Source organism: Leifsonia sp. PARNA 1/14 (assembly GCF_055720965.1).
This window is the reverse complement of the sequence record NZ_JBVQSP010000002.1, coordinates 454,136-473,344: the sequence shown is the minus strand read 5'-3', so window position 1 is coordinate 473,344 and position 19,209 is coordinate 454,136. Positions and strand designations below refer to the sequence as shown.

The 19,209-nt window shown below is 65.1% G+C and carries 23 protein-coding genes and 2 tRNA genes; 17 read left to right on the top strand and 8 right to left on the bottom strand.

The window, feature by feature from the left end:
- Positions 1–6: 6 nt before the first annotated feature.
- From yidD to rpmH, 3 genes are read right to left on the bottom strand one after another with little or no spacing between them, the layout of a single operon-like run.
- The gene (gene yidD, locus AC0HS0_RS07285; protein WP_472962810.1) at positions 7–318 is read right to left on the bottom strand and encodes a membrane protein insertion efficiency factor YidD; all 312 of its coding nucleotides are present in this window, start codon (positions 316–318) and stop codon (positions 7–9) included.
- Positions 315–731 (bottom strand): ribonuclease P protein component, encoded by a 417-nt coding sequence (rnpA, locus tag AC0HS0_RS07280; protein WP_472962809.1) that lies wholly within the window; start codon positions 729–731, stop codon positions 315–317. Before rnpA ends, yidD begins: the two co-directional genes overlap by 4 nt.
- Positions 732–754: 23 nt before the next feature.
- Positions 755–892 (bottom strand): 50S ribosomal protein L34, encoded by a 138-nt coding sequence (gene rpmH / locus AC0HS0_RS07275; protein WP_055922080.1) that lies wholly within the window; start codon positions 890–892, stop codon positions 755–757.
- Between the two features lie 442 nt (positions 893–1,334).
- Between rpmH and dnaA the strand changes: the two genes are divergently transcribed.
- From dnaA to AC0HS0_RS07225, 10 genes are all read left to right on the top strand, one after another.
- Complete coding sequence (gene dnaA, locus AC0HS0_RS07270; protein WP_472962807.1) at positions 1,335–2,759, top strand: chromosomal replication initiator protein DnaA; 1,425 nt, start codon at positions 1,335–1,337, stop codon at positions 2,757–2,759.
- Positions 2,760–3,187: 428 nt separating this feature from the next.
- Positions 3,188–4,333 (top strand): DNA polymerase III subunit beta, encoded by a 1,146-nt coding sequence (gene dnaN, locus AC0HS0_RS07265; protein ID WP_472962805.1) that lies wholly within the window; start codon positions 3,188–3,190, stop codon positions 4,331–4,333.
- A 35-nt stretch (positions 4,334–4,368) separates the two neighbouring features.
- Positions 4,369–5,256 (top strand): phosphogluconate dehydrogenase (NAD(+)-dependent, decarboxylating), encoded by an 888-nt coding sequence (gnd, locus tag AC0HS0_RS07260; RefSeq protein WP_472962804.1) that lies wholly within the window; start codon positions 4,369–4,371, stop codon positions 5,254–5,256.
- A gap of 6 nt (positions 5,257–5,262) precedes the next feature.
- The gene (gene recF / locus AC0HS0_RS07255; protein ID WP_472962803.1) at positions 5,263–6,417 is read left to right on the top strand and encodes a DNA replication/repair protein RecF; all 1,155 of its coding nucleotides are present in this window, start codon (positions 5,263–5,265) and stop codon (positions 6,415–6,417) included.
- A gap of 26 nt (positions 6,418–6,443) precedes the next feature.
- On the top strand, positions 6,444–6,890 hold the full coding sequence (locus tag AC0HS0_RS07250) for a DciA family protein (protein WP_472963534.1): 447 nt from the start codon (positions 6,444–6,446) through the stop codon (positions 6,888–6,890).
- Positions 6,891–7,013: 123 nt separating this feature from the next.
- Positions 7,014–9,023: a DNA topoisomerase (ATP-hydrolyzing) subunit B gene (gyrB, locus tag AC0HS0_RS07245; protein WP_472962802.1), complete on the top strand. Its 2,010-nt coding sequence runs from the start codon at positions 7,014–7,016 to the stop codon at positions 9,021–9,023.
- A gap of 43 nt (positions 9,024–9,066) precedes the next feature.
- The gene (gene gyrA, locus AC0HS0_RS07240; RefSeq protein ID WP_472962801.1) at positions 9,067–11,625 is read left to right on the top strand and encodes a DNA gyrase subunit A; all 2,559 of its coding nucleotides are present in this window, start codon (positions 9,067–9,069) and stop codon (positions 11,623–11,625) included.
- Positions 11,615–12,028, top strand: coding sequence for a DUF3566 domain-containing protein (locus AC0HS0_RS07235; protein WP_295126427.1), 414 nt, complete (start codon positions 11,615–11,617; stop codon positions 12,026–12,028). The genes gyrA and AC0HS0_RS07235 overlap by 11 nt, the downstream gene beginning before the upstream one ends.
- Positions 12,029–12,094: 66 nt before the next feature.
- Positions 12,095–12,171, top strand: a tRNA-Ile gene (locus AC0HS0_RS07230).
- Positions 12,172–12,201: 30 nt separating this feature from the next.
- A tRNA-Ala gene (locus AC0HS0_RS07225) sits at positions 12,202–12,274 on the top strand.
- 22 nt (positions 12,275–12,296) lie between these two features.
- Here AC0HS0_RS07225 and AC0HS0_RS07220 read toward each other — a convergent pair.
- Positions 12,297–12,758 carry an Lrp/AsnC family transcriptional regulator gene (locus AC0HS0_RS07220; protein WP_472962800.1) on the bottom strand — a complete coding sequence of 154 codons (462 nt, stop codon included), beginning with the start codon at positions 12,756–12,758 and terminating at the stop codon, positions 12,297–12,299.
- 93 nt (positions 12,759–12,851) lie between these two features.
- Between AC0HS0_RS07220 and AC0HS0_RS07215 the strand changes: the two genes are divergently transcribed.
- Positions 12,852–13,286: a rhodanese-like domain-containing protein gene (locus AC0HS0_RS07215; protein WP_472962799.1), complete on the top strand. Its 435-nt coding sequence runs from the start codon at positions 12,852–12,854 to the stop codon at positions 13,284–13,286.
- On the opposite strand, the gene AC0HS0_RS07210 is transcribed toward AC0HS0_RS07215, so the two are convergent.
- A complete protein-coding gene (locus tag AC0HS0_RS07210; protein WP_472962798.1) occupies positions 13,287–14,150 on the bottom strand; it encodes an Fpg/Nei family DNA glycosylase in 864 nt (287 codons plus the stop codon).
- A gap of 48 nt (positions 14,151–14,198) precedes the next feature.
- Here AC0HS0_RS07210 and AC0HS0_RS07205 point away from each other — a divergent pair, with 48 nt between their 5' ends.
- Entirely contained in the window at positions 14,199–14,639 is a 441-nt protein-coding gene (locus tag AC0HS0_RS07205) for an NUDIX hydrolase (RefSeq protein WP_472962797.1), read from the top strand.
- A gap of 7 nt (positions 14,640–14,646) precedes the next feature.
- On the opposite strand, the gene AC0HS0_RS07200 is transcribed toward AC0HS0_RS07205, so the two are convergent.
- Positions 14,647–14,850, bottom strand: coding sequence for a PspC domain-containing protein (locus AC0HS0_RS07200; protein WP_472962795.1), 204 nt, complete (start codon positions 14,848–14,850; stop codon positions 14,647–14,649).
- Between the two features lie 87 nt (positions 14,851–14,937).
- Positions 14,938–15,492 (bottom strand): hypothetical protein, encoded by a 555-nt coding sequence (locus tag AC0HS0_RS07195; RefSeq protein WP_472962794.1) that lies wholly within the window; start codon positions 15,490–15,492, stop codon positions 14,938–14,940.
- A 124-nt stretch (positions 15,493–15,616) separates the two neighbouring features.
- On the opposite strand from AC0HS0_RS07195, the gene AC0HS0_RS07190 reads away from it, so the two are divergent.
- Positions 15,617–16,156, top strand: coding sequence for a peptidylprolyl isomerase (locus AC0HS0_RS07190; RefSeq protein WP_472962793.1), 540 nt, complete (start codon positions 15,617–15,619; stop codon positions 16,154–16,156).
- Positions 16,157–16,202: 46 nt separating this feature from the next.
- Entirely contained in the window at positions 16,203–17,054 is an 852-nt protein-coding gene (locus tag AC0HS0_RS07185) for a rhomboid family intramembrane serine protease (RefSeq protein WP_472962791.1), read from the top strand.
- Between the two features lie 172 nt (positions 17,055–17,226).
- Here the strand turns inward: AC0HS0_RS07185 and AC0HS0_RS07180 are convergent, their stop codons facing one another.
- Positions 17,227–17,487, bottom strand: coding sequence for a cell division protein CrgA (locus AC0HS0_RS07180; protein ID WP_208038690.1), 261 nt, complete (start codon positions 17,485–17,487; stop codon positions 17,227–17,229).
- A gap of 108 nt (positions 17,488–17,595) precedes the next feature.
- On the opposite strand from AC0HS0_RS07180, the gene AC0HS0_RS07175 reads away from it, so the two are divergent.
- Genes AC0HS0_RS07175 through AC0HS0_RS07165 form a run of 3 tightly spaced genes read left to right on the top strand, consistent with a single transcriptional unit; the run spans position 17,596 to position 19,202 of the window.
- Positions 17,596–18,405, top strand: coding sequence for a class E sortase (locus AC0HS0_RS07175; RefSeq protein ID WP_472962790.1), 810 nt, complete (start codon positions 17,596–17,598; stop codon positions 18,403–18,405).
- Positions 18,406–18,408: 3 nt separating this feature from the next.
- Positions 18,409–18,567 (top strand): hypothetical protein, encoded by a 159-nt coding sequence (locus tag AC0HS0_RS07170; RefSeq protein WP_472962788.1) that lies wholly within the window; start codon positions 18,409–18,411, stop codon positions 18,565–18,567.
- Positions 18,564–19,202: an anthranilate synthase component II gene (locus AC0HS0_RS07165; RefSeq protein WP_472962787.1), complete on the top strand. Its 639-nt coding sequence runs from the start codon at positions 18,564–18,566 to the stop codon at positions 19,200–19,202. The genes AC0HS0_RS07170 and AC0HS0_RS07165 overlap by 4 nt, the downstream gene beginning before the upstream one ends.
- The last annotated feature ends 7 nt before the right edge of the window (positions 19,203–19,209 follow it).

Sequence of the window (19,209 nt, the reverse complement as noted above, 5' to 3'; positions counted from 1 at the left end):
TGCTTGCTAGGCCTTTCCCTGGCTTGTCGCGACGACGAATCCGAACGGGGTGACCCGGTAACGGCGCTTCTTCTTGAGGGGGACGTCATCGACCCCGCCCGCCGCCCACGGGTGACAGCGAATGACCCGGCGGATGCCGAGAACGCTCCCGACGATCAGTCCGTGCTCCTGAATGGCCTGGAGTGCATACGCGGAGCACGACGGGTAGTACCGGCAGACATCGCCGTAGAGCGGAGAGATGACTGCCCGATACGCCCGGAGCACGAGCACGGCGGCGTTCCTCGGAACGAGGAGCACAGCTGTGATCGCGGTGTTCATGGACGGACGTTGCCTTCGGTGGTGGCGCTTCGACGAGTTTCGTGTGAACTGGTGGTGTGGCGGCTGAGGAACCGGTCTGCGGCACCCGATACCTCTTCGTGCAGGGTAGCCCACCTCACTTGGGCGGATGCTGGCAATGCACGGATGACGACGTCGATGCCTGGACCGGCAGCAGCTGCGGATTCGAGTCGCGGAAGCACCTCGTACGCAACTGCCTTGAGCCGCCTCCGGACGCGGTTGCGAACCACCGCGTTACCCACAGCCTTGCTCACGATGAAACCGAATCGCACCACGTCGGAGTCGCGGTTCAGGCGAACGTAGGCGATGGTGTTCGCTCCAGTGAAGCGGGCACCTCGTCGCACGGTCCCCCGATAGTCCGCGCCCCGCGTGATGCGATGTGGCTTCGCGAGCACGCGCTGCGCCTATCCGGGAAGGATCAGGCCGAGAGCTTCTCGCGGCCCTTGGCGCGGCGGGCCGACAGGATGGCGCGGCCGGCACGCGTGCGCATGCGGAGGCGGAAGCCGTGGGTCTTGGCGCGCTTGCGGTTGTTCGGCTGGAACGTTCTCTTGCTCATATCAATCTCCGTGGTGGTCTCTTCACAGGCCGGTGCTGAAGGAAAAAGGCCAGCACGGGGAGGCCAGGAAAGTTTCTGGGCAGCCGAAACGGCTGAAGTCAACTGATTAAAACTACGTCCTGAGGCCGACCGAGGTCAAACCGATCGTCCTGAAACCCTTGATTATGCACGGGATTAGCAGGAACCGGCCCGACGACGCGCCGGAGTATTCCGCCAATCGAATTTGATCCCCACCTGTGGACAAGTTAGCGTGAGGTCGAAAGTTATCCCCAGCCCATCCCAAAAGCGGCCGGAGATCGCTACGGTATTGCACACACAGCGGTGGATAACTCTGTGAATACCCCAGGGCGGCATCCCTTGCCGCCAGCCCGACGTGAGTCACACGGGGGACGACTCGTCTCGCGCCGGGCCGACGGCATCCACGATTTGAAGACGGGGAACGATGGCAGGCGGCGAAGAGTCCATTTCTGCGGCATGGCAGAACGTGCTCGACAAGCTCGAGACGGACGACCGCATCACACCTCAGCTCCACGGCTTCCTCAGTCTGGTCGAGCCCAAGGGCATCATGGCCGGCACCTTCTATCTGGAGGTGCCCAACGAGTTCACCCGCGGCATGATCGAGCAGCGCAGCCGCGTCCCACTCCTCAATGCGATCGGCGCGCTCGACCAGACGCTCGAGGTGAACACCTTCGCCATCGTCGTGAATCCGGAGATCCAGCAGGAGTCGATGGCCGGTCCGTCCGACCCGGAGCCGGCACCGTACCTCGACGGGGTCCCACCGATGGTGGCGCCCCCTACCGAGATCACCGCTCCTCCGCGGAACGGCGACACCCGCCTCAACGCGAAATACAGCTTCGACAACTTCGTCATCGGCCAGTCCAACCGATTCGCCCACGCCGCGGCAGTCGCCGTGGCCGAGGCGCCCGCGAAGGCGTACAACCCGCTGTTCATCTACGGCGACTCGGGCCTGGGCAAGACCCACCTCCTCCATGCCATCGGCCACTATGCGATGAGTCTCTACCCGGGCATCCGCGTCAGATACGTGTCGAGCGAGGAGTTCACGAACGACTTCATCAACTCCATCGCCAACAACCGCGGCTCCTCCTTCCAGGCGAGGTACCGGAACATCGACATCCTCCTGATCGACGACATCCAGTTCCTCCAGCGTGCGGTCGAGACCCAGGAGGCCTTCTTCCACACGTTCAACACGCTTCACGACCACAACAAGCAGGTCGTGATCACGAGCGACCTGCCCCCGAAGCACCTGACGGGCTTCGAGGACCGGATGCGCTCGCGCTTCGAGTGGGGCCTCATCACCGACGTCCAGGTCCCCGACCTCGAGACCCGCATCGCGATCCTGCGCAAGAAGGCGCAGAGCGAGAAGATCCTGGTTCCGGACGACATCCTGGAGTTCATGGCCTCGAAGGTCTCCAGCAACATCCGCGAGCTCGAGGGAACGCTCATCCGCGTCACCGCGTTCGCCAGCCTCAACCGCACGCCGGTCGACATGCCTCTCGTGCAGACCGTGCTGAAGGACCTCATCACGCTCGACGACGACAACGTCATCGCGCCGACCGACATCATCACCAACACCGCCGAGTACTTCAAGCTCAGCGTCGACGACCTGTACGGCTCGAGCCGCTCGCAGGCCGTCGCAACCGCACGTCAGATCGCGATGTACCTGTGCCGTGAGCTCACCAACCTCTCGCTGCCCAAGATCGGACAGCTCTTCGGTGGCCGCGACCACACGACGGTCATGTACGCGAACAAGAAGATCAGCGAGCTCATGAAGGAGCGGCGCTCGATCTACAACCAGGTGACCGAGCTCACCAGCAGGATCAAGCAGAACCACCGCTACGGAAAGTAGCGCCGCAGCGCGCCACGCCGGATCGCCTCCGGAAAGTTATCCACAGATTGATCCCCAGAGTGGGGAGAGTTCGTTATTAACACCTGGGGATAACTTGTGGAGAAGATCCGGAAAGTGGCTCGATTAATGGGGACGGACAGCCCGGCCCTGTGAAAAGCCGCTCGAAGCGCTTTGGCACGCAGAACCTGTCAACACCGGGATTCCACGGCTCATCAACAAGTCACGAGGGTGTAGTTCCCGCTGATTTCCTGGTTTCCACCGAGTTATCCACATTTTCCACAGCGGTTAACACCATTAATGATTAACTCTTCTGAGTTAAGGCCGGCCGACAACCTCAAGCGGTTGCTCGAATGACAACTTCTCCGCTAGAGGCCAAGCGCTAGGATTTGTGTCGTTCCGTATCCGAGCGCAGAGCCAGGGGAGACTTCGTGAAGTTCCAAGCCAATCGGGATGTCTTCAGTGAGGCCGTGTCCTTCGCCGTGAAGCTTCTTCCACAGCGCACGACCCTTCCCATCCTGAGCGGTGTGCTGATCGAGACGACCGACAGCGGACTCCAGCTCTCCTCGTTCGACTACGAGGTCTCCGCGCAGACGGAGATCGCCGCCGAGGTCGAGGAACCCGGACGTGTGCTGGTCTCCGGGCGTCTTCTGGCCGAGATCGCGGCCAAGCTGCCCAACGCGCCCGTGCAGTTCTCGACGGAGGAGTCCAAGATCGTCGTCCGAGCCGGATCGGCGAACTTCACGCTGCTCTCCATGCCGGTCGAGGAATACCCCAGCATCCCGCAGGTGTCGGGCGAGGCCGGCCTCGTGCCCGCCGAGGAATTCGCAGAAGCTGTCGCACAGGTCGGAGTCGCTGCGTCCCGCGACGACGTCACCCCCGTCATCACGGGCGTGCAGCTCGAGGTCGGTGGCAATACCCTCGGACTCGTCGCCACCGACCGCTATCGGGTTGCGGTCAGACAGATCGACTGGGACAACGGCACGACCTCCGGTGACGCTCAGACCGCCCTCGTGCCAGCGCGCACCCTTACCGAGATCGGCAAGACGTTCGGTCACTCAGGCACCGTCTCGATTGCGATCACCAACCGCGACGATCGCGAGCTCATCGCGTTCACGGCGGAAAAGAAGACTGTGACCTCCCTGCTCATCAAGGGCAATTTCCCGCCGGTGCGCAGGCTGTTCCCCGAGCAGGTCGACAACTACGCCGTCATCAACACCGGCGAGCTCATCGAGGCGACCCGTCGTGTCGCGCTCGTCCTCGAGCGCGAAGCAGCGCTCCGCTACACCTTCACTGCAGACGGACTGACGCTGGAAGCGATCGGCTCGGAGCAGGCTCAAGCATCCGAGAGCATCGACGCTCTCCTCACTGGCCAGGAGACGGTGGTTTCATTGAAGCCGCAGTTCCTGCTCGATGGTCTCGGTGCCGTGCACTCGGAATTCGTGCGCATCTCCTTCACCAAGACCGAGAATCCCAACAAGCCGGGTCCGGTGCTCATCACGAGCCAGACGTCGAAGGACCAGTCCGGTTCGGACTCGTACAAGTACCTGCTGCAGCCCAACCTGCTGCTGCGCTGAACCCGGTCCCGCTCCACGAGAGAAGAAGGACAATCATGCACATCGGCCTCATCGGTCTTGGACGCATGGGCAACAATATGCGCGCCCGCCTGGAGAAGAAGGGCATCGAGGTCACCGGCTACGACACAAATCCCGAGGTGTCGGACGTCGCGACCCTGGCCGACCTCGTCGCGGCGCTTCCTACGCCCCGCACCGTCTGGGTCATGGTGCCGGCCGGTGCCATCACCGACAGCGTGATCACCGACCTGGAGCCGCTGCTCGAAAAGGGCGACCTGATCATCGACGGCGGCAACTCCAAGTTCACCGAGGACTTCAAGCACGCCGAGATGCTCGCACCCAAGGGCATCGACTTCATGGATGCCGGTGTCTCGGGCGGTATCTGGGGTCTCGAGAACGGATACGGCCTGATGGTCGGCGGCTCCAAGGAGCAGGTCGAGCGCGTCATGCCGGTCTTCGATGCCCTTCGTCCCGAAGGCCCGCGCGATGAAGGCTTCGTCCACGTGGGCGAGGTCGGCGCCGGCCACTACGCCAAAATGGTGCACAACGGCATCGAGTACGCGCTCATGCAGGCGTACGCCGAGGGATACGAACTGCTCGACACCCGCAAGGACATCATCAAGGACGTCACCGGCACGTTCAAGGCGTGGCAGCGCGGCACCGTCGTGCGCTCGTGGCTTCTCGATCTCCTCGTCCGCGCTCTCGAGCAAGACCCGGAGTTCGAGCACATCGAGGGATTCGTCCAGGATTCCGGCGAGGGTCGGTGGACCGTCGAGGAGGCGCTGAACAACGCCGTCCCCGTGCCCACGATCAGCGCATCGATCTTCGCTCGCTTCGTGTCGCGGCAGGAGGACTCGCCGGCGATGAAGGCTGTCGCCGCTCTCCGCAACCAGTTCGGCGGCCACGCTGTGAAGGCCGTGGACTAACCCTCCTTGAGAGTTACGCATCTTTCCCTGACTGATTTCCGCAACTATCGCACCGCGGAGGTCCCGTTCGCGGCCGGCGCCAATCTGTTCGTCGGCCGCAACGGTCAGGGCAAGACCAACCTCGTCGAGTCGCTCGGCTACCTGAGCACCCTGGGATCGCACCGGGTGTCGAGCGACCAGGCGATGATCCGCAAGGACACCGACTCGGCGATCGTCCGGGCGCGCATCGAGCACGACGGTCGCGAGCTCCTCGTGGAGCTCCAGCTCAACCGGTCGTCGCCGAACCGTGCACAGGTCAACCGCGGAGCGATCAAGCCGCGCGAGCTGCCGAGGTACTTCTCCAGCGTGCTCTTCGCTCCGGAGGATCTCGCCCTCGTCCGTGGAGAGCCGGGCATCCGCAGGCGGTTCCTCGACCAATTGCTGATGCAGCGAAATCCCCGATTCACCGCGGTCATCGCGGATTACGAGCGCGTGCTCAAGCAGCGGAACACGCTGCTCAAGTCGGCGCGAGCCTCCCGGGTCAAGACCGACCAGCTCGGGACGCTCGACATCTGGGACGAACGTCTCGTGGCGCTCGGCACCGAGCTGGTGGATGCCCGGCTCGAGCTCGTCGCGCGCTTGAGCGATCCCTTGGTCGCCGCGTACCGATCGGTGGCCGGCGACGACCATCATCCGAAGCTGCTCCCACAGCTCACGATTCGAGGCGCCCACATCGACGACTACGATGATGACGCCGACGCCGCTGTAACCACCTCGTCCGGTGACACTGCGGAGGTCTTCCGCGGCGCGCTGGCCGGTGTTCGTGTGAAGGAGCTGGAGCGCGGGCTGACGCTCGTCGGTCCGCACCGCGACGACGTGCTTTTCGAGCTCAACGGACTCCCGGCCAAGGGGTATGCGAGCCACGGCGAGTCCTGGTCGTTCGCACTCGCGCTCAAGTTGGCCTCCGCGGAGCTGCTGCGGCGCGAGTCGTCGACCGGAGACCCCGTGCTGATCCTCGACGACGTCTTCGCCGAGCTGGATCAGGCTCGGAGGAGGATGCTCGCAACCGCCGTAGCCGGTTACGAGCAGGTGCTCATCACCGCGGCCGTCCTGGACGATGTGCCTGAGGCCCTTGCCGCGCACACGGTGCGGATCGAAGCCGGGACTATCGTGGGATCGTGAGCGAGGCGGCGGCGGTCTACCTGCGGATGAAGGAGCTCTTCACCGGAACTCCGTCCCGCGGCCGCAAGGCGAAGCGGTCGGCGGACGACCCCACCGCGTCGAAGCCGTTCGGCGCCGGCCGCGACCCGCGTGGCCTCGGAGACGTCGTGGACGCCCTCGCCATGCAGCTCGGCTGGACCGGTGCTCTCGCGAAGTCCGACCTCCTCGAGGGTTGGGAGGAGCTCGCGGGCGAGGAGACCGCTCGGCACGCCATCCCGGACCAGATCGTCGACGGCGTGCTGGTGGTGCGATGCGAGTCGACGGCGTGGGCGACGCAGCTGCGGATGATGCGTTCGGAGCTTCTCGTGCGCATCGGGGAGAGGTTCCCGGGCGCCGAGATCGAGTCGATCCGATTTCAGGGGCCGGACGCCCCCTCCTGGAAACGCGGTCCCAGGTCGATTCCAGGGCGCGGTCCGCGCGATACTTACGGCTGACTGCACAAAAGAGGTCGCCCGAGCAAAGAAAACGCCTCAGAGGGGCGATTCCGGGCAATTCGGCTCCGCGCGCTTGGTAGAATGGAGAGTCACTATTGAGTGCGGTCAGGAGCCTAATTTCATATGACGATGGAACCGAACAGGGCCGAGGCGGAACACGACTACGGCGCCAATGAGATCCAGATCCTCGAGGGTCTCGAAGCCGTCCGCAAGCGACCCGGAATGTACATCGGCTCCACCGGCCCTCGCGGGCTTCACCACCTGGTCTACGAGATCGTCGACAACTCCGTCGACGAAGCGCTGGCCGGGCACGCCGACAATATCGAGGTGACGATCCTCCCCGACGGTGCAGTCCGGGTCGACGACAACGGCCGAGGCATCCCGGTCGACGAGCACCCGACAGAGAAGAAGTCGACGGTGGAGGTCGTGCTGACGATCCTCCACGCCGGCGGAAAGTTCGGTGGCGGCGGATACGCGGTCTCCGGCGGTCTGCACGGAGTCGGAAGTTCGGTCGTGAACGCGTTGTCGAGCCGGCTCGACGTCGAGGTGTACCGGCAGGGTCATGTGTGGCGCCAGAGCTACCGCAACGGCGTACCGCAGGCTCCGCTCGAACAGGGCGAGGAGTCCGAGCGCACGGGTACGGTCATCACCTTCTGGCCCAGCCCCGAGACGTTCGAGACCGTGGTCTTCGACTACGACACCCTTCGCACCCGCTTCCAGCAGATGGCATTCCTCAACAAGGGCCTGCGCATCTCCATCACGGATGAGCGCGCGCCCGAGGTCGAGCCCGTCGAAGGCGAGATCGAAGAAGAGGGCGAGGTGTTCGCTTCGCGAAGCGACGTCTTCCTCTACGAACGCGGGCTGACCGACTACGTGCACTATCTCAACTCGGCCAAGAAGGCCGATGTCGTGAACGACGAGATCATCTCGTTCGAGTCGGAGGACACCGAGCGCAAGATCGCGCTCGAGGTCGCCATGCAGTGGACGACGAGCTACAACGAGTCGGTCTTCACCTACGCCAACACCATCAACACGCACGAGGGCGGCACTCACGAAGAGGGTTTCCGCGCTGCGCTGACGACGCTTGTCAACCGCTACGCGCGCGAGAAGAACATCCTCAAAGAGAAGGACGACAACCTCTCGGGCGAGGATGTGCGCGAGGGCCTCACCGCCGTCGTGTCGGTCAAGCTGTCCGAGCCGCAGTTCGAGGGCCAGACCAAGACGAAGCTCGGCAACACGGAGGCCAAGGCCTTCGTGCAGAAGGTCGTCGGCGATCAGCTCGGCGACTGGTTCGACCGCAACCCGAACCAGGCCAAGGAGATCATCCGCAAGGCGCTCCAGGCCGCCACGGCGCGTATCGCCGCCCGCAAGGCGCGCGAGACGGCGCGCCGCAAGGGCCTCCTCGAGAGCGGCGGCATGCCGGGCAAGCTCAAGGACTGCCAGTCGAAGGACCCGACGGTCTCCGAGATCTTCATCGTCGAGGGAGACTCGGCGGGCGGCTCGGCTGTCCAGGGCCGCAACCCCGAGACCCAGGCGATCCTCCCGCTGCGCGGCAAGATCCTCAACGTAGAGAAGGCTCGGCTCGACCGCGCCCTCGCCAACAACGAGGTTCAGGCCATGATCACGGCGTTCGGCGCCGGCATCGGTGAGGACTTCAATCCGGAGAAGGCGCGCTACCACAAGATCGTGCTGATGGCCGATGCCGACGTCGATGGTCAGCACATCACGACCCTGCTGCTGACGCTGCTGTTCCGCTACATGCGGCCGCTCGTCGAGCTCGGCTACGTGTATCTGGCACAGCCGCCGCTCTACCGCCTCAAGTGGTCGAACGCGGAGCACGAGTACGTGTACTCCGACCGCGAGCGCGACGCCTTCCTTGCGGAGGGTCTCGCGGCGGGTAAGCGCATCCCCAAGGACAACGGTGTGCAGCGCTACAAGGGTCTCGGCGAGATGGACTACAAGGAGCTGTGGGAGACCACGATGAACCCGGAAACGCGCACGCTCCTCCAGGTCACCCTTGACGACGCCGCCGCTGCCGACGAGATCTTCGCCACCCTGATGGGTGAGGACGTCGAGTCGCGTCGTTCGTTCATCCAGAAGAACGCCAAGGACGTGCGGTTCCTCGACATCTGAGGACCGCAACCAGACGACACCTCGGTTACGAGAAGAGAGCACTGTGACGGACGAGACCCCCACCGGCGAGAGCTTCGGCATCCACGGCAGAATCGATCAGGTCGACCTGCAGAAGGAGATGGAGCGGTCGTACCTCGATTACGCGATGAGCGTCATCATCGGGCGCGCCCTGCCCGAGGTACGCGATGGGCTGAAGCCCGTGCACCGTCGCGTCATCTACGCGATGTTCGACGGCGGCTACCGCCCCGACAAGGCGTTCTCGAAGTGCGCTCGCGTGGTCGGCGACGTCATGGGACAGTTCCACCCGCACGGTGACTCCGCGATCTACGACGCACTGGTGCGACTCGTGCAGCCGTGGAGCCTCCGCTACCCGCTGGCGCTCGGCCAGGGCAACTTCGGATCGCCGGGTAACGACGGCGCCGCGGCCCCGCGGTACACCGAGACCAAGATGGCGCCGCTCGCCCTCGAGATGGTCAGGGACATCGACGAGGACACGGTCGACTTCCAGGACAACTACGACGGTCGCACCCAGGAGCCGGCCGTCCTCCCGAGCCGCTTCCCGAACCTGCTGGTCAACGGCTCGGTCGGCATCGCGGTCGGCATGGCGACGAACATCCCGCCGCACAACCTCCGGGAGGTCGCCGACGGTGCCCTCTGGCACCTCGCGCACCCGGAGGCTCCGCGAGAGGAGCTCCTCGAGGAGCTGATCAAACGGATCAAGGGACCGGACTTCCCGACGGGCGCCCAGATCCTCGGCATCAAGGGCATTCAGGACACCTACCGCACCGGACGTGGCTCGATCACCATGCGAGCCGTCGTCAGCATCGAGGAGATCCAGGGCCGCGTCTGCCTGGTCGTCACCGAGCTGCCGTACCAGGTCAACCCCGACAACCTCGCGATCAAGATCGCCGAACTCGTGAAAGACGGCCGCGTCGGCGGCATCGCCGACATCCGCGACGAGACCTCTGGCCGCACCGGACAGCGCCTGGTCATCGTGCTGAAGCGCGATGCCGTCGCCAAGGTCGTCCTGAACAACCTGTACAAGCACACGCAGCTTCAGGAGAACTTCGGCGCGAACATGCTCGCGATCGTCGACAACGTCCCGCGCACGCTGGCGCTCGACGGGTTCATCACGGCGTGGGTCGATCACCAGATCGACGTCATCGTGCGCCGCACCAGGTTCCGCCTCCGTAAGAAAGAAGAGCGGGCGCACATCCTGCGCGGTTACCTCAAAGCGCTCGACGCACTCGATGAGGTCATCGCGCTGATTCGCCGTTCGGCGACCGTGGAGGACGCGCGCGACGGCCTCAAGCAGCTGCTCGAGGTCGACGACGTGCAGGCCGACGCCATCCTCGCGATGCAGCTGCGTCGTCTCGCCGCTCTCGAGCGTCAGAAGATCATCGAGGAGCACGACCAGATCGAGATCGAGATCATCGACCTCAAGGCGATCCTCGAAGACCCGACGCGTCAGCGCACGATCGTCAGCGAGGAGCTCACCGAGATCGTCGACCGTTTCGGCGACGACCGCCGCACCGAGATCATGTTCGGTTTCGACGGCGACATGAGCGTCGAGGACCTCATCCCCGAAGAAGAGATGGTGGTCACCGTCACCCGCGGCGGCTACATCAAGCGCACCCGCAGCGACAATTACCGCAGTCAGCACCGCGGCGGCAAGGGAGTCAAGGGCGCCCAGCTGCGCGGCGAGGACGTCGTCGACCACTTCTTCGTGACCACGACGCACCACTGGCTCCTCTTCTTCACGAACAAGGGCCGGGTCTATCGCGCCAAGGCATACGAGGTGCAGGAGGCCGGCCGTGACGCCAAGGGCCAGCACGTCGCGAACCTGCTCGCCATGCAGCCGGACGAGGAGATCGCCGAGATCCTCGACATCCGCGACTACAAGGCCGCGAAGTACCTGGTGCTCGCCACGCGCGATGGCCTGATCAAGAAGACCGCGCTCGAGGAGTACGACACCAACCGCTCCGGCGGCATCATCGCGATCAAGCTGCGCGAGGATGACGAACTCGTCTCCGCACTGCTCGTGGAGGAGGACTCCGACCTGCTCCTCGTCTCCCGCAAGGGCATGTCGATCCGGTTCACCGCGAGCGACGACGCCCTCCGCCCGATGGGCCGGTCGACGTCCGGCGTGATCGGAATGCACTTCCGTGGAGATGACAGCCTGCTCGACGCAGCCGTGGTCTCCGACGAGGGCTACGTCTTCGTCGTGACCGAGGGAGGCTACGCCAAGCGCACCTCGGCCGACCAGTACCGCCTGCAGAACCGCGGCGGACTCGGCATCAAGGTCGCGAAACTGAGCGATGACCGGGGGGACCTCGTGGGTTCTCTCATCGTCGACGAAGACGACGAGGTCCTGGTGGTTCTTGCCAGCGGCAAGGTGGTACGCTCTGCCGTGGCCGAGGTACCCGCCAAGGGCCGAGACACCATGGGTGTCGTTTTTGCACGTTTCGCCGAGTCCGACAAGATCATCGCTCTGGCGAAGAACACCGAGCGCAACCTTGATTCCCAGGTTCCTGATGCAGAATCGGATGCCGACGATGAGACCGGTCGTGCCGGGAAGGATGAAGTCGTAGATGAGCAGTAGCGTCGCCGAGAAACTCGCGAGGAAGTCGACACGACGACCCGCATCCGCCAAGCAGGTGCGGTTGAAGCTGGTGTACATCGACTTCTGGTCGACAGTGAAGCTCTCGTTCCTCGCGGGCATCTGCCTGGCGATCATCGCGATCGTGGGTTCGTTCCTGATCTGGACCGTCCTCGACCGCACCGGCATCTTCGACCAGCTGAACGGCCTGGTGAAAGACATCTCCGGTGCCGGCGGTGGCGACCTCCGGTCGGTGCTCGGCCTCGGCCAGGTGATGGGCTTCTCGCTCGTGGTGGGCATCCTCGACATCGTCGTGGTGACCGCGCTCGGCGCCGTCTTCGCACTCCTCTATAACCTCTCGGTGAAGATCACCGGAGGCCTGCTCGTCGGTTTCACGAACAACTGACCGGCGGGGTGCACTCGATTTCACACTGCGGGCCAGATCAGGTACCCTCTTATCTGTTGCCCATTCGGGGATATAGCTCAGGCGGTTAGAGCGCTTCGCTGATAACGAAGAGGTCCGAGGTTCAAGTCCTCGTATCCCCACCATTCCTTTGACCGGAGGCTTCCCCTCCACACGGGGCCTTAGCTCAGTTGGTAGAGCGCCTGCTTTGCAAGCAGGATGTCAGGAGTTCGAATCTCCTAGGCTCCACAGTCAATCTGATCCGATCCGCCTAGGCGGGCGGCTCGATCGCTCTCGTCGGAACCGTGCTCGAGTAGGCGATGCTCGTCGTCACACTGCCCAGTGTTCCGATCGTTCCGCTGACTTGCTCCAGATGCCGCATCGATGTCGCCACGACCTTCAGGATGAAGCAGTCGTCGCCCGTTACGTGGTGCGCTTCGACGACTTCCGGCGTCCGTGCCAGGAGGTCATGCAGGGGCTCGTACCTACTGCTGGGGTAGCGCAGTCGGAGGAAGGCCAGAACGCCATACCCGAGACGCTCGGGATCGATGATCGCGCGATACCCGGAGATGACCCCTGCGTCCTCCAGCCGACGGATCCGGTCGGCTACGGCGCTGTTGGACATGTGCACGGTTCGGGCGAGCTCTGCGACGGATTGCCGGCCGTCACGCTGCAGCTCGGCGAGGAGGGCACGATCGACGCCATCCGCGCTGAATGGGAGATTCGCGGGCATGTGGCGATTCTGGCATGAGAATCACGGTCAGGTCGCGCGGATGCCGTGAATCGTCTGTTCAGATCACGGATCAACCTCCCTACTGTTGGTCACATGACGACAACGACCTCTGAGGCCTCCCGCCACTTCGCTCGCAAGCTCCGGTTCGAGACGGACCCGTCGGACGTGAAGGCGGCGCTGGACGAGGGGGAGCGGTTCGTGCTCGTCGACAGCCGGGGCCTGGCGGCCTGGCAGCAGGGCCGCATAACCGGCGCCCTCCATCTCCCGACAGCGGAGATCACCGAGCGGGCTCGCTCGATCGTCCCGCTGGATGTTCCGGTGGTCACCTACTGCTGGGGGCCGGGCTGCAACGGGTCGACCCGAGCGGCGCTCGCGTTCAGTCTTCTCGGGTACGAGGTGCGCGAGATGATCGGTGGATTCGAGTACTGGGCGCGCGAGGGTCTTCCGGTGGAGGACGACAACGGAGAGGTGATCCGGGTTGCGGATCCGCTCACTGCGCCGGTGGACGGGGTGAACTGCGCCTGCTGATCACTTCAGCAGGCGCGAGAGCACACGATCCGCCAGCGGCTTGCCACCCGTCTGGCAGGTGGGGCAATACTGCAGCGTGGAATCCGCGAAGATCACCTGCCTGATCGTGTCGCCGCAGACCGGGCAGGGCTGACCTGTGCGTCCGTGGACGCGCATCCCGGACTTCTTCTCGCTCTTCAATTCGGACGCCGCCAGCCCCTCCGAGCGGGAGAGCGCCTCGTGCAGCGTCCACTCGAGCGCCTCGTAGAGGCGGTCGACCTCCTCGTCGGTCATGGACGCCGGCTTGAACGGTGACATCTTCGCGACATGGAGGATCTCGTCGGAGTACGCGTTGCCGATGCCGGCGATGAGGCCCTGGTTGCGGAGGACGCCCTTGATCTGCGCGCGGCCCTGACCGGCGAGGATCGCCGCGAACGCGTCGCGCGTGAAGCCCGGGTCGAGCGGGTCGGGGCCGAGTCGTGCGACGCCGGGGACTTCGGCGGGATCGCGGACGATGGAGATGGCCAAGCTCTTCTTCGTGCCCGCCTCGGTGATGTCGAGGCCGCTGCCGTCGTCGAGCACCAGTCGGGCGGCGAGGGGTCCCTTGGTCGGCCTCCCGGTCGGCGGTGGGGGAGCGGAGTCGCGCCAGCGGATCCAGCCCGCGCGGGCGAGATGGATGACGAGGTGGAGGTCGCCCGCGGCGATGTCGAGGAACTTGCCATGGCGCTTCACGCCGGAGATGGTCGTGCCTTTGAGCGCCTCCGGTGGTGGATCGAACGTCTTGAGCGCGGAGAACGCGACGATCGTCAGCCGGTCGATGACGCGGCCGCTCAGACGCTCGCCGAGGTCGGCGGCGAGGGCGGTGACTTCCGGCAGTTCGGGCACCACCCCATACTGCCGCGCTCCGCCGACGAGCGGCAGTAGGGTGTCGGAATGGACATCAGGGTCGCCGCGTACGGCGTCATCGTCGACGGGTCACGGATCCTGCTCGCGCACTGGAATGAGAACGGCCGCTCCGGCTGGACGCTGCCCGGAGGCGGGATCGAGGCGGGCGAGGATCCGCAGGACGCCGTGGTTCGCGAGATCGCCGAGGAGACGGGCTTCGAGGCGCGTGCCGACGAGCTGCTCGGGATCGACTCGAAGGTGGTTCCCGCCGAGGCCCGGTTCGTGCCGGACGCCGGGCCCCTCCATGCGCTCCGCATCGTCTACCGCGCCACCGTGACCGGCGGGAGCCTGCGTAACGAACTCGACGGCACCACCGATGAAGCCTCATGGTTCTCGCTCGCCGCCATCCCGAACCGCCGGGTCGATCTGGTCGACGTCGCGCTGCGGATGGCGGGGCTCGGAGAGCTGTCCCGACCCGAGCGCGCGTGACCGCGGCTCAGGCCACGCGCACTACGCCCGGCTTCTCGGCCGGAATGATGATCCACATCGCGATGTACGCAATGAACTGCGGTCCGGGAAGCAGACAGGAGAGCAGGAAGAGCACGCGCACCGTCCACGGCTTCATGCCGAAGCGGTGGGCGAGCCCGGCGCATACGCCGGCGATGATTCGGCCGTCGACCGGCCGTTCCAGGTTGTTCATGCCTCCAGCCTCGCGCGGTCGGAGTGAAGGCACCATCGGGGAAACCCCCGATTCGTCCCGGAGGTCAGCCTCCGGGAGCAGAGCGGACTACTCGGCAGAGGGCGTTGCCGGCTCCTCGTCGGCGACCCAGAGCTCGTCGTCGGCACGGAACGTCTGCCAGACGGCGTAGAGCAGACCCGCGGCCGCGATGACGCCCAGTCCGACCGCGATGACCGTGCCGGCTCCGGGTCCTGACTTCTGCGTTGCCGCACTCGCACGCTTGGTGAGCTCTTTGCGCGCCTTGGTGAAGTCGCCGTTGAAAGCCGCGCTGCGCGCCGCACGTGCGTGGTCGACGACCGAGAGAGCAGTGCCGACCGCGGTGCCGACCGCGGGGATGACGTCGCCCACGAGACGATCGCGCGCAACGCCCGCGTAGTGTCCGGCCGATTCCTTGGCGGTCTGCGCCGCCGGGCGTACATAGGACTCGTATCCGTCGCGCATTCGAGGGGCGATCTCCTCGCGAGAGTAATAGGCGGCCTGCTTGCGGGCGGCCGCGGCCAAGGCGTTCGCGTTCGCGAGCACCTCCTGCTGCTGCCCCCACAGGTCCTGCGCGTCACTCCGCAGACGGTCGAGTTCCTTCTTGCGCTTCTTCGTCAGGCTCATTCTGGACCTCCATTGCGTCGGCTGGGCGAACTGACTCCATCTTGCCACCGAAAGGCCTGAGGATGGCCCGAGAGCCTCGGGGCCTTCCCGAAACCCGGTATGGCGCTGTGCAAGAATTGGTGCCATGTCTAAGCACACCGCTGTCGCCACGCTCCACACTAACTACGGAGACATCAAGGTCAACCTCTACGGCAACCACGCGCCGAAGACGGTCCGTAACTTCGTGGGTCTGGCGACCGGTGAGATCGAGTGGACGCACCCGGCCACGGGCGAGAAGACCAACACTCCGCTGTACGACGGTGTGGTGTTCCACCGCATCATCCCCGGCTTCATGATCCAGGGCGGCGACCCGCTCGGCCAGGGCATCGGTGGTCCGGGCTACCAGTTCGACGACGAGATCAACCCGGAGCTCGACTTCACCCAGCCGTACATCCTCGCGATGGCCAACGCGGGCATCCAGGGCGGCCGCGGCACGAACGGCTCGCAGTTCTTCATCACGGTCGCACCGACCACGTGGCTTCAGGGCAAGCACACCATCTTCGGCGAGGTGGCCGACGACGCGTCGCGCAAGATCGTCGACAAGCTCGCCGACCTGCCGACCGACGCTCGCGACCGTCCGCTCGACGACGTGGTGATCGAGTCGGTCGAGATCGAACAGGCCTGACCCGGCTGGAGCCGGGAACCAAGGAGCGGGCGGAGAGCGAGTAAGGATGTCTCAGCCCGTCGATGCGCCGGCGAGCGTCTGCTACCGGCATCCCGATCGCTCGACCTTCGTACGCTGCCAGCGCTGCGGGAGGGCGATCTGCGGTGAATGTCAGACTCCCGCCGCCGTCGGAGTGATCTGCCCGGAGTGCATGGCCCAGCAGCGGGCGACCGCGCCGCGCACCCGGCCCGCGTGGATCTCGCGCGCGACCGGGCCCGGGGCTCCTGTGGTCACCTATGGGATCATGGCCGTCTGCATCATCGTCTTCATCGCGCAGAGCCTCCCGGGTATCGGAGGCGCCGTCACCGGAGCGATCCAGTACGCGGGGCTCTACTCGACGTCGATCGTCTTCGAGCCGTGGCGCATGCTCACATCGATCTTCGCCCACGCGAGCATCATCCACATCGCCCTCAACATGTACACGTTGTGGATCTTCGGCATGCTCCTCGAGCCGATGCTGGGTCGCGCGCGGTTCCTGGCGCTGTTCCTGATCAGCGGGTTCGCCGGCTCGGTCGGGGTGCTCCTGCTGGCGGATCCCCGCGTGCCCGTCGTCGGAGCATCCGGCGCCATCTTCGGCATGTTCGGCGCATTCTTCATCATCCAGCGCCGGCTCGGCGGCAACGCCACTCAGATCCTCGTGCTCGTCGCGCTGAACCTCGCGATCGGCTTCCTTCCGGGGATGAACATCGCCTGGCAGGCCCACGTCGGCGGACTCGTCGGAGGTGTGCTGGTCGGGCTGATCTTCGTCGAGACGCGCAAGCCCTCGCGGCGACGCTGGCAGTGGCCGCTCATCGTCGTGCTCTGCGTCGTGCTGATCGGGCTGAGCCTGGTGCACTACGCACAGCCGGTCGGCGCCTGAACCGCTTCCCACAGTGCGTGGATAAGTTATCCACACCCTTATTAACAGTGGGGATAATTACACCGGTGTAACTCTCCACAGGCTTATTAACACTGGGGAGAAGCCGGATGTCGGCGGCAGGGTCGGGGCGAGAACTGCTGTGGATAAGTGGATGAACGCCGGCGGGAACCGCTCAGCGCCAGCGGGTCGTCATAAGGAATCCGATGAAGGCGATTCCGAAGCCGACCAGGATGTTCCAGGCGCCCAGGGCGGGAATCGGGTACTGGTTCTGGCTGACATAGAAGACGATGATCCAGATGAGCCCGAGCAGCATGAAGCCGAACATCACGGGCTTGAACCAGACGGGGTTCGGGGTGTCCTCGCCTGTTGCGGCCGAGCTGCGCTCGGTACGGGCTGAGCGCTCGAGCTTGGTCTTGGACTTGGTGCGTGCCATAGCACACAAGTGTAGCGGGAGGGATCTGAACGTTCGTGGCGACGAAGGCGTGCGGTTCCCGGGAAACACCCGGCTTCACCGTTCGCCGCCGCCGTTAGAATCTGTCATATGACTTCACCCGCCGAATCCGAGCGCCACCGCAGCGCCGGCCGGCGGCGAGCACGGCAGAAGTCAAGGCGTAGGCGCGGACCCGTCGAGACGACGATCGGCGTGATCGGGGAGCTGCTGATCACCGCGGGCATCCTGGTCGGGTTGTTCCTGGGCTGGCAGGTCTGGTGGAACAACCTGGTGCTGTCCGGGCAGCAGACATCGGCGGCCCAAGAGCAGAGCAAGAAGTGGATCGACGAGGCCACGGCCACGCCGCGGCCCACGCCGACCGATTCCACGGAGCCGGTGTCCGTCGACCCTCCGGTCATGGCGCAACCGGCGGACTACGAGCCGTTCGCGGTGATCTACATCCCGCGTCTCGGCACGGACTGGAAGCGCACCATCCGCCAGACGGTCGACGTGGAGCAGGTGCTCAACAGCTATACCGCGGGCGTCGGTCACTATTCCGACACCCAGATGCCGGGCGAGGTGGGCAACTTCGCGGTCGCCGGCCACGACTCCGGTTGGGGCAACACCTTCATCGACCTGTCCAAACTGCGCGTCGGCGACCGCATCTACGTGCAGACCAAAGACGGCTGGTACACCTATCTCTTCCGCAACTTCGAGTACGTGCAACCTACGCAGGTACAGGTGATCGCGGCCGTGCCGCGACATCCCGATGTGCAGCCGATCGACCGACTGATGACGATCACCACATGCAATCCGCCGTTCCACGCGGGCGAACGGCTGATCGCCTACAACGTGTTCCAAGGGTTCTCGCCGACGCAGGACGTGCCCAACGAGATCCGCGCTGCGGTGACGGGAGGCTGACTCGTGTACGGAGCGCTGTGGCGGATTCTGCCCGGACCGGTGTGGTTGCGGATCCTGATCCTGATCGTCCTCGCGGTCGTCGTGCTGTGGGCACTGGTCACCTGGGTATTCCCTTGGGTGGATTCGCTCTTGGGTCCCCAGGAAGGTACCGTGGGCCCGTGACCCGCGTACTCGTCATCGACAACTACGACAGCTTCGTCTACACGCTCAACGGTTACCTCCGGGAGCTGGGCGCCGCGACGGAGGTCGTACGCAACGACGACATCGCGACCGAAGACCTCGCCGGCCGCGTGGCCGACTACGATGCGGTGCTGGTCTCGCCCGGTCCGGGCAAGCCGGCCGACGCGGGCGTGTCCATCCCGGTGGTCGAGCTCGCACTCGCGACGCGTACGCCGCTCCTGGGCGTCTGCCTCGGTCACCAGGCGATCGCGGAGGCGTTCGGCGGTGTCGTGACCAACGCCGAGGAGTTGATGCACGGCAAGACGTCGCAGGTCGAGCACGACGACAGCATGCTCTTCGACGGCGTTCCCCAGCCGTTCACCGCCACCCGGTACCACTCCCTTGCGGTGGTCGACGGTACGCTGCCCGACGAGCTCATCGTCACGGCGCGCACCGCCGGTGGAGTCATCATGGCGCTGCAGCACCGCGACGCGCCGATCTACGGGGTCCAGTTCCACCCCGAGTCGGTGCTCACCGAGGGTGGCTACCGGATGCTCGGCAACTGGCTCGAGGACGCCGGGCTCGCGGGCGCGGCCGAGGCCTCCCGTTCGCTGAACCCACTGGTCAAGCTGGGCTGATCCACCG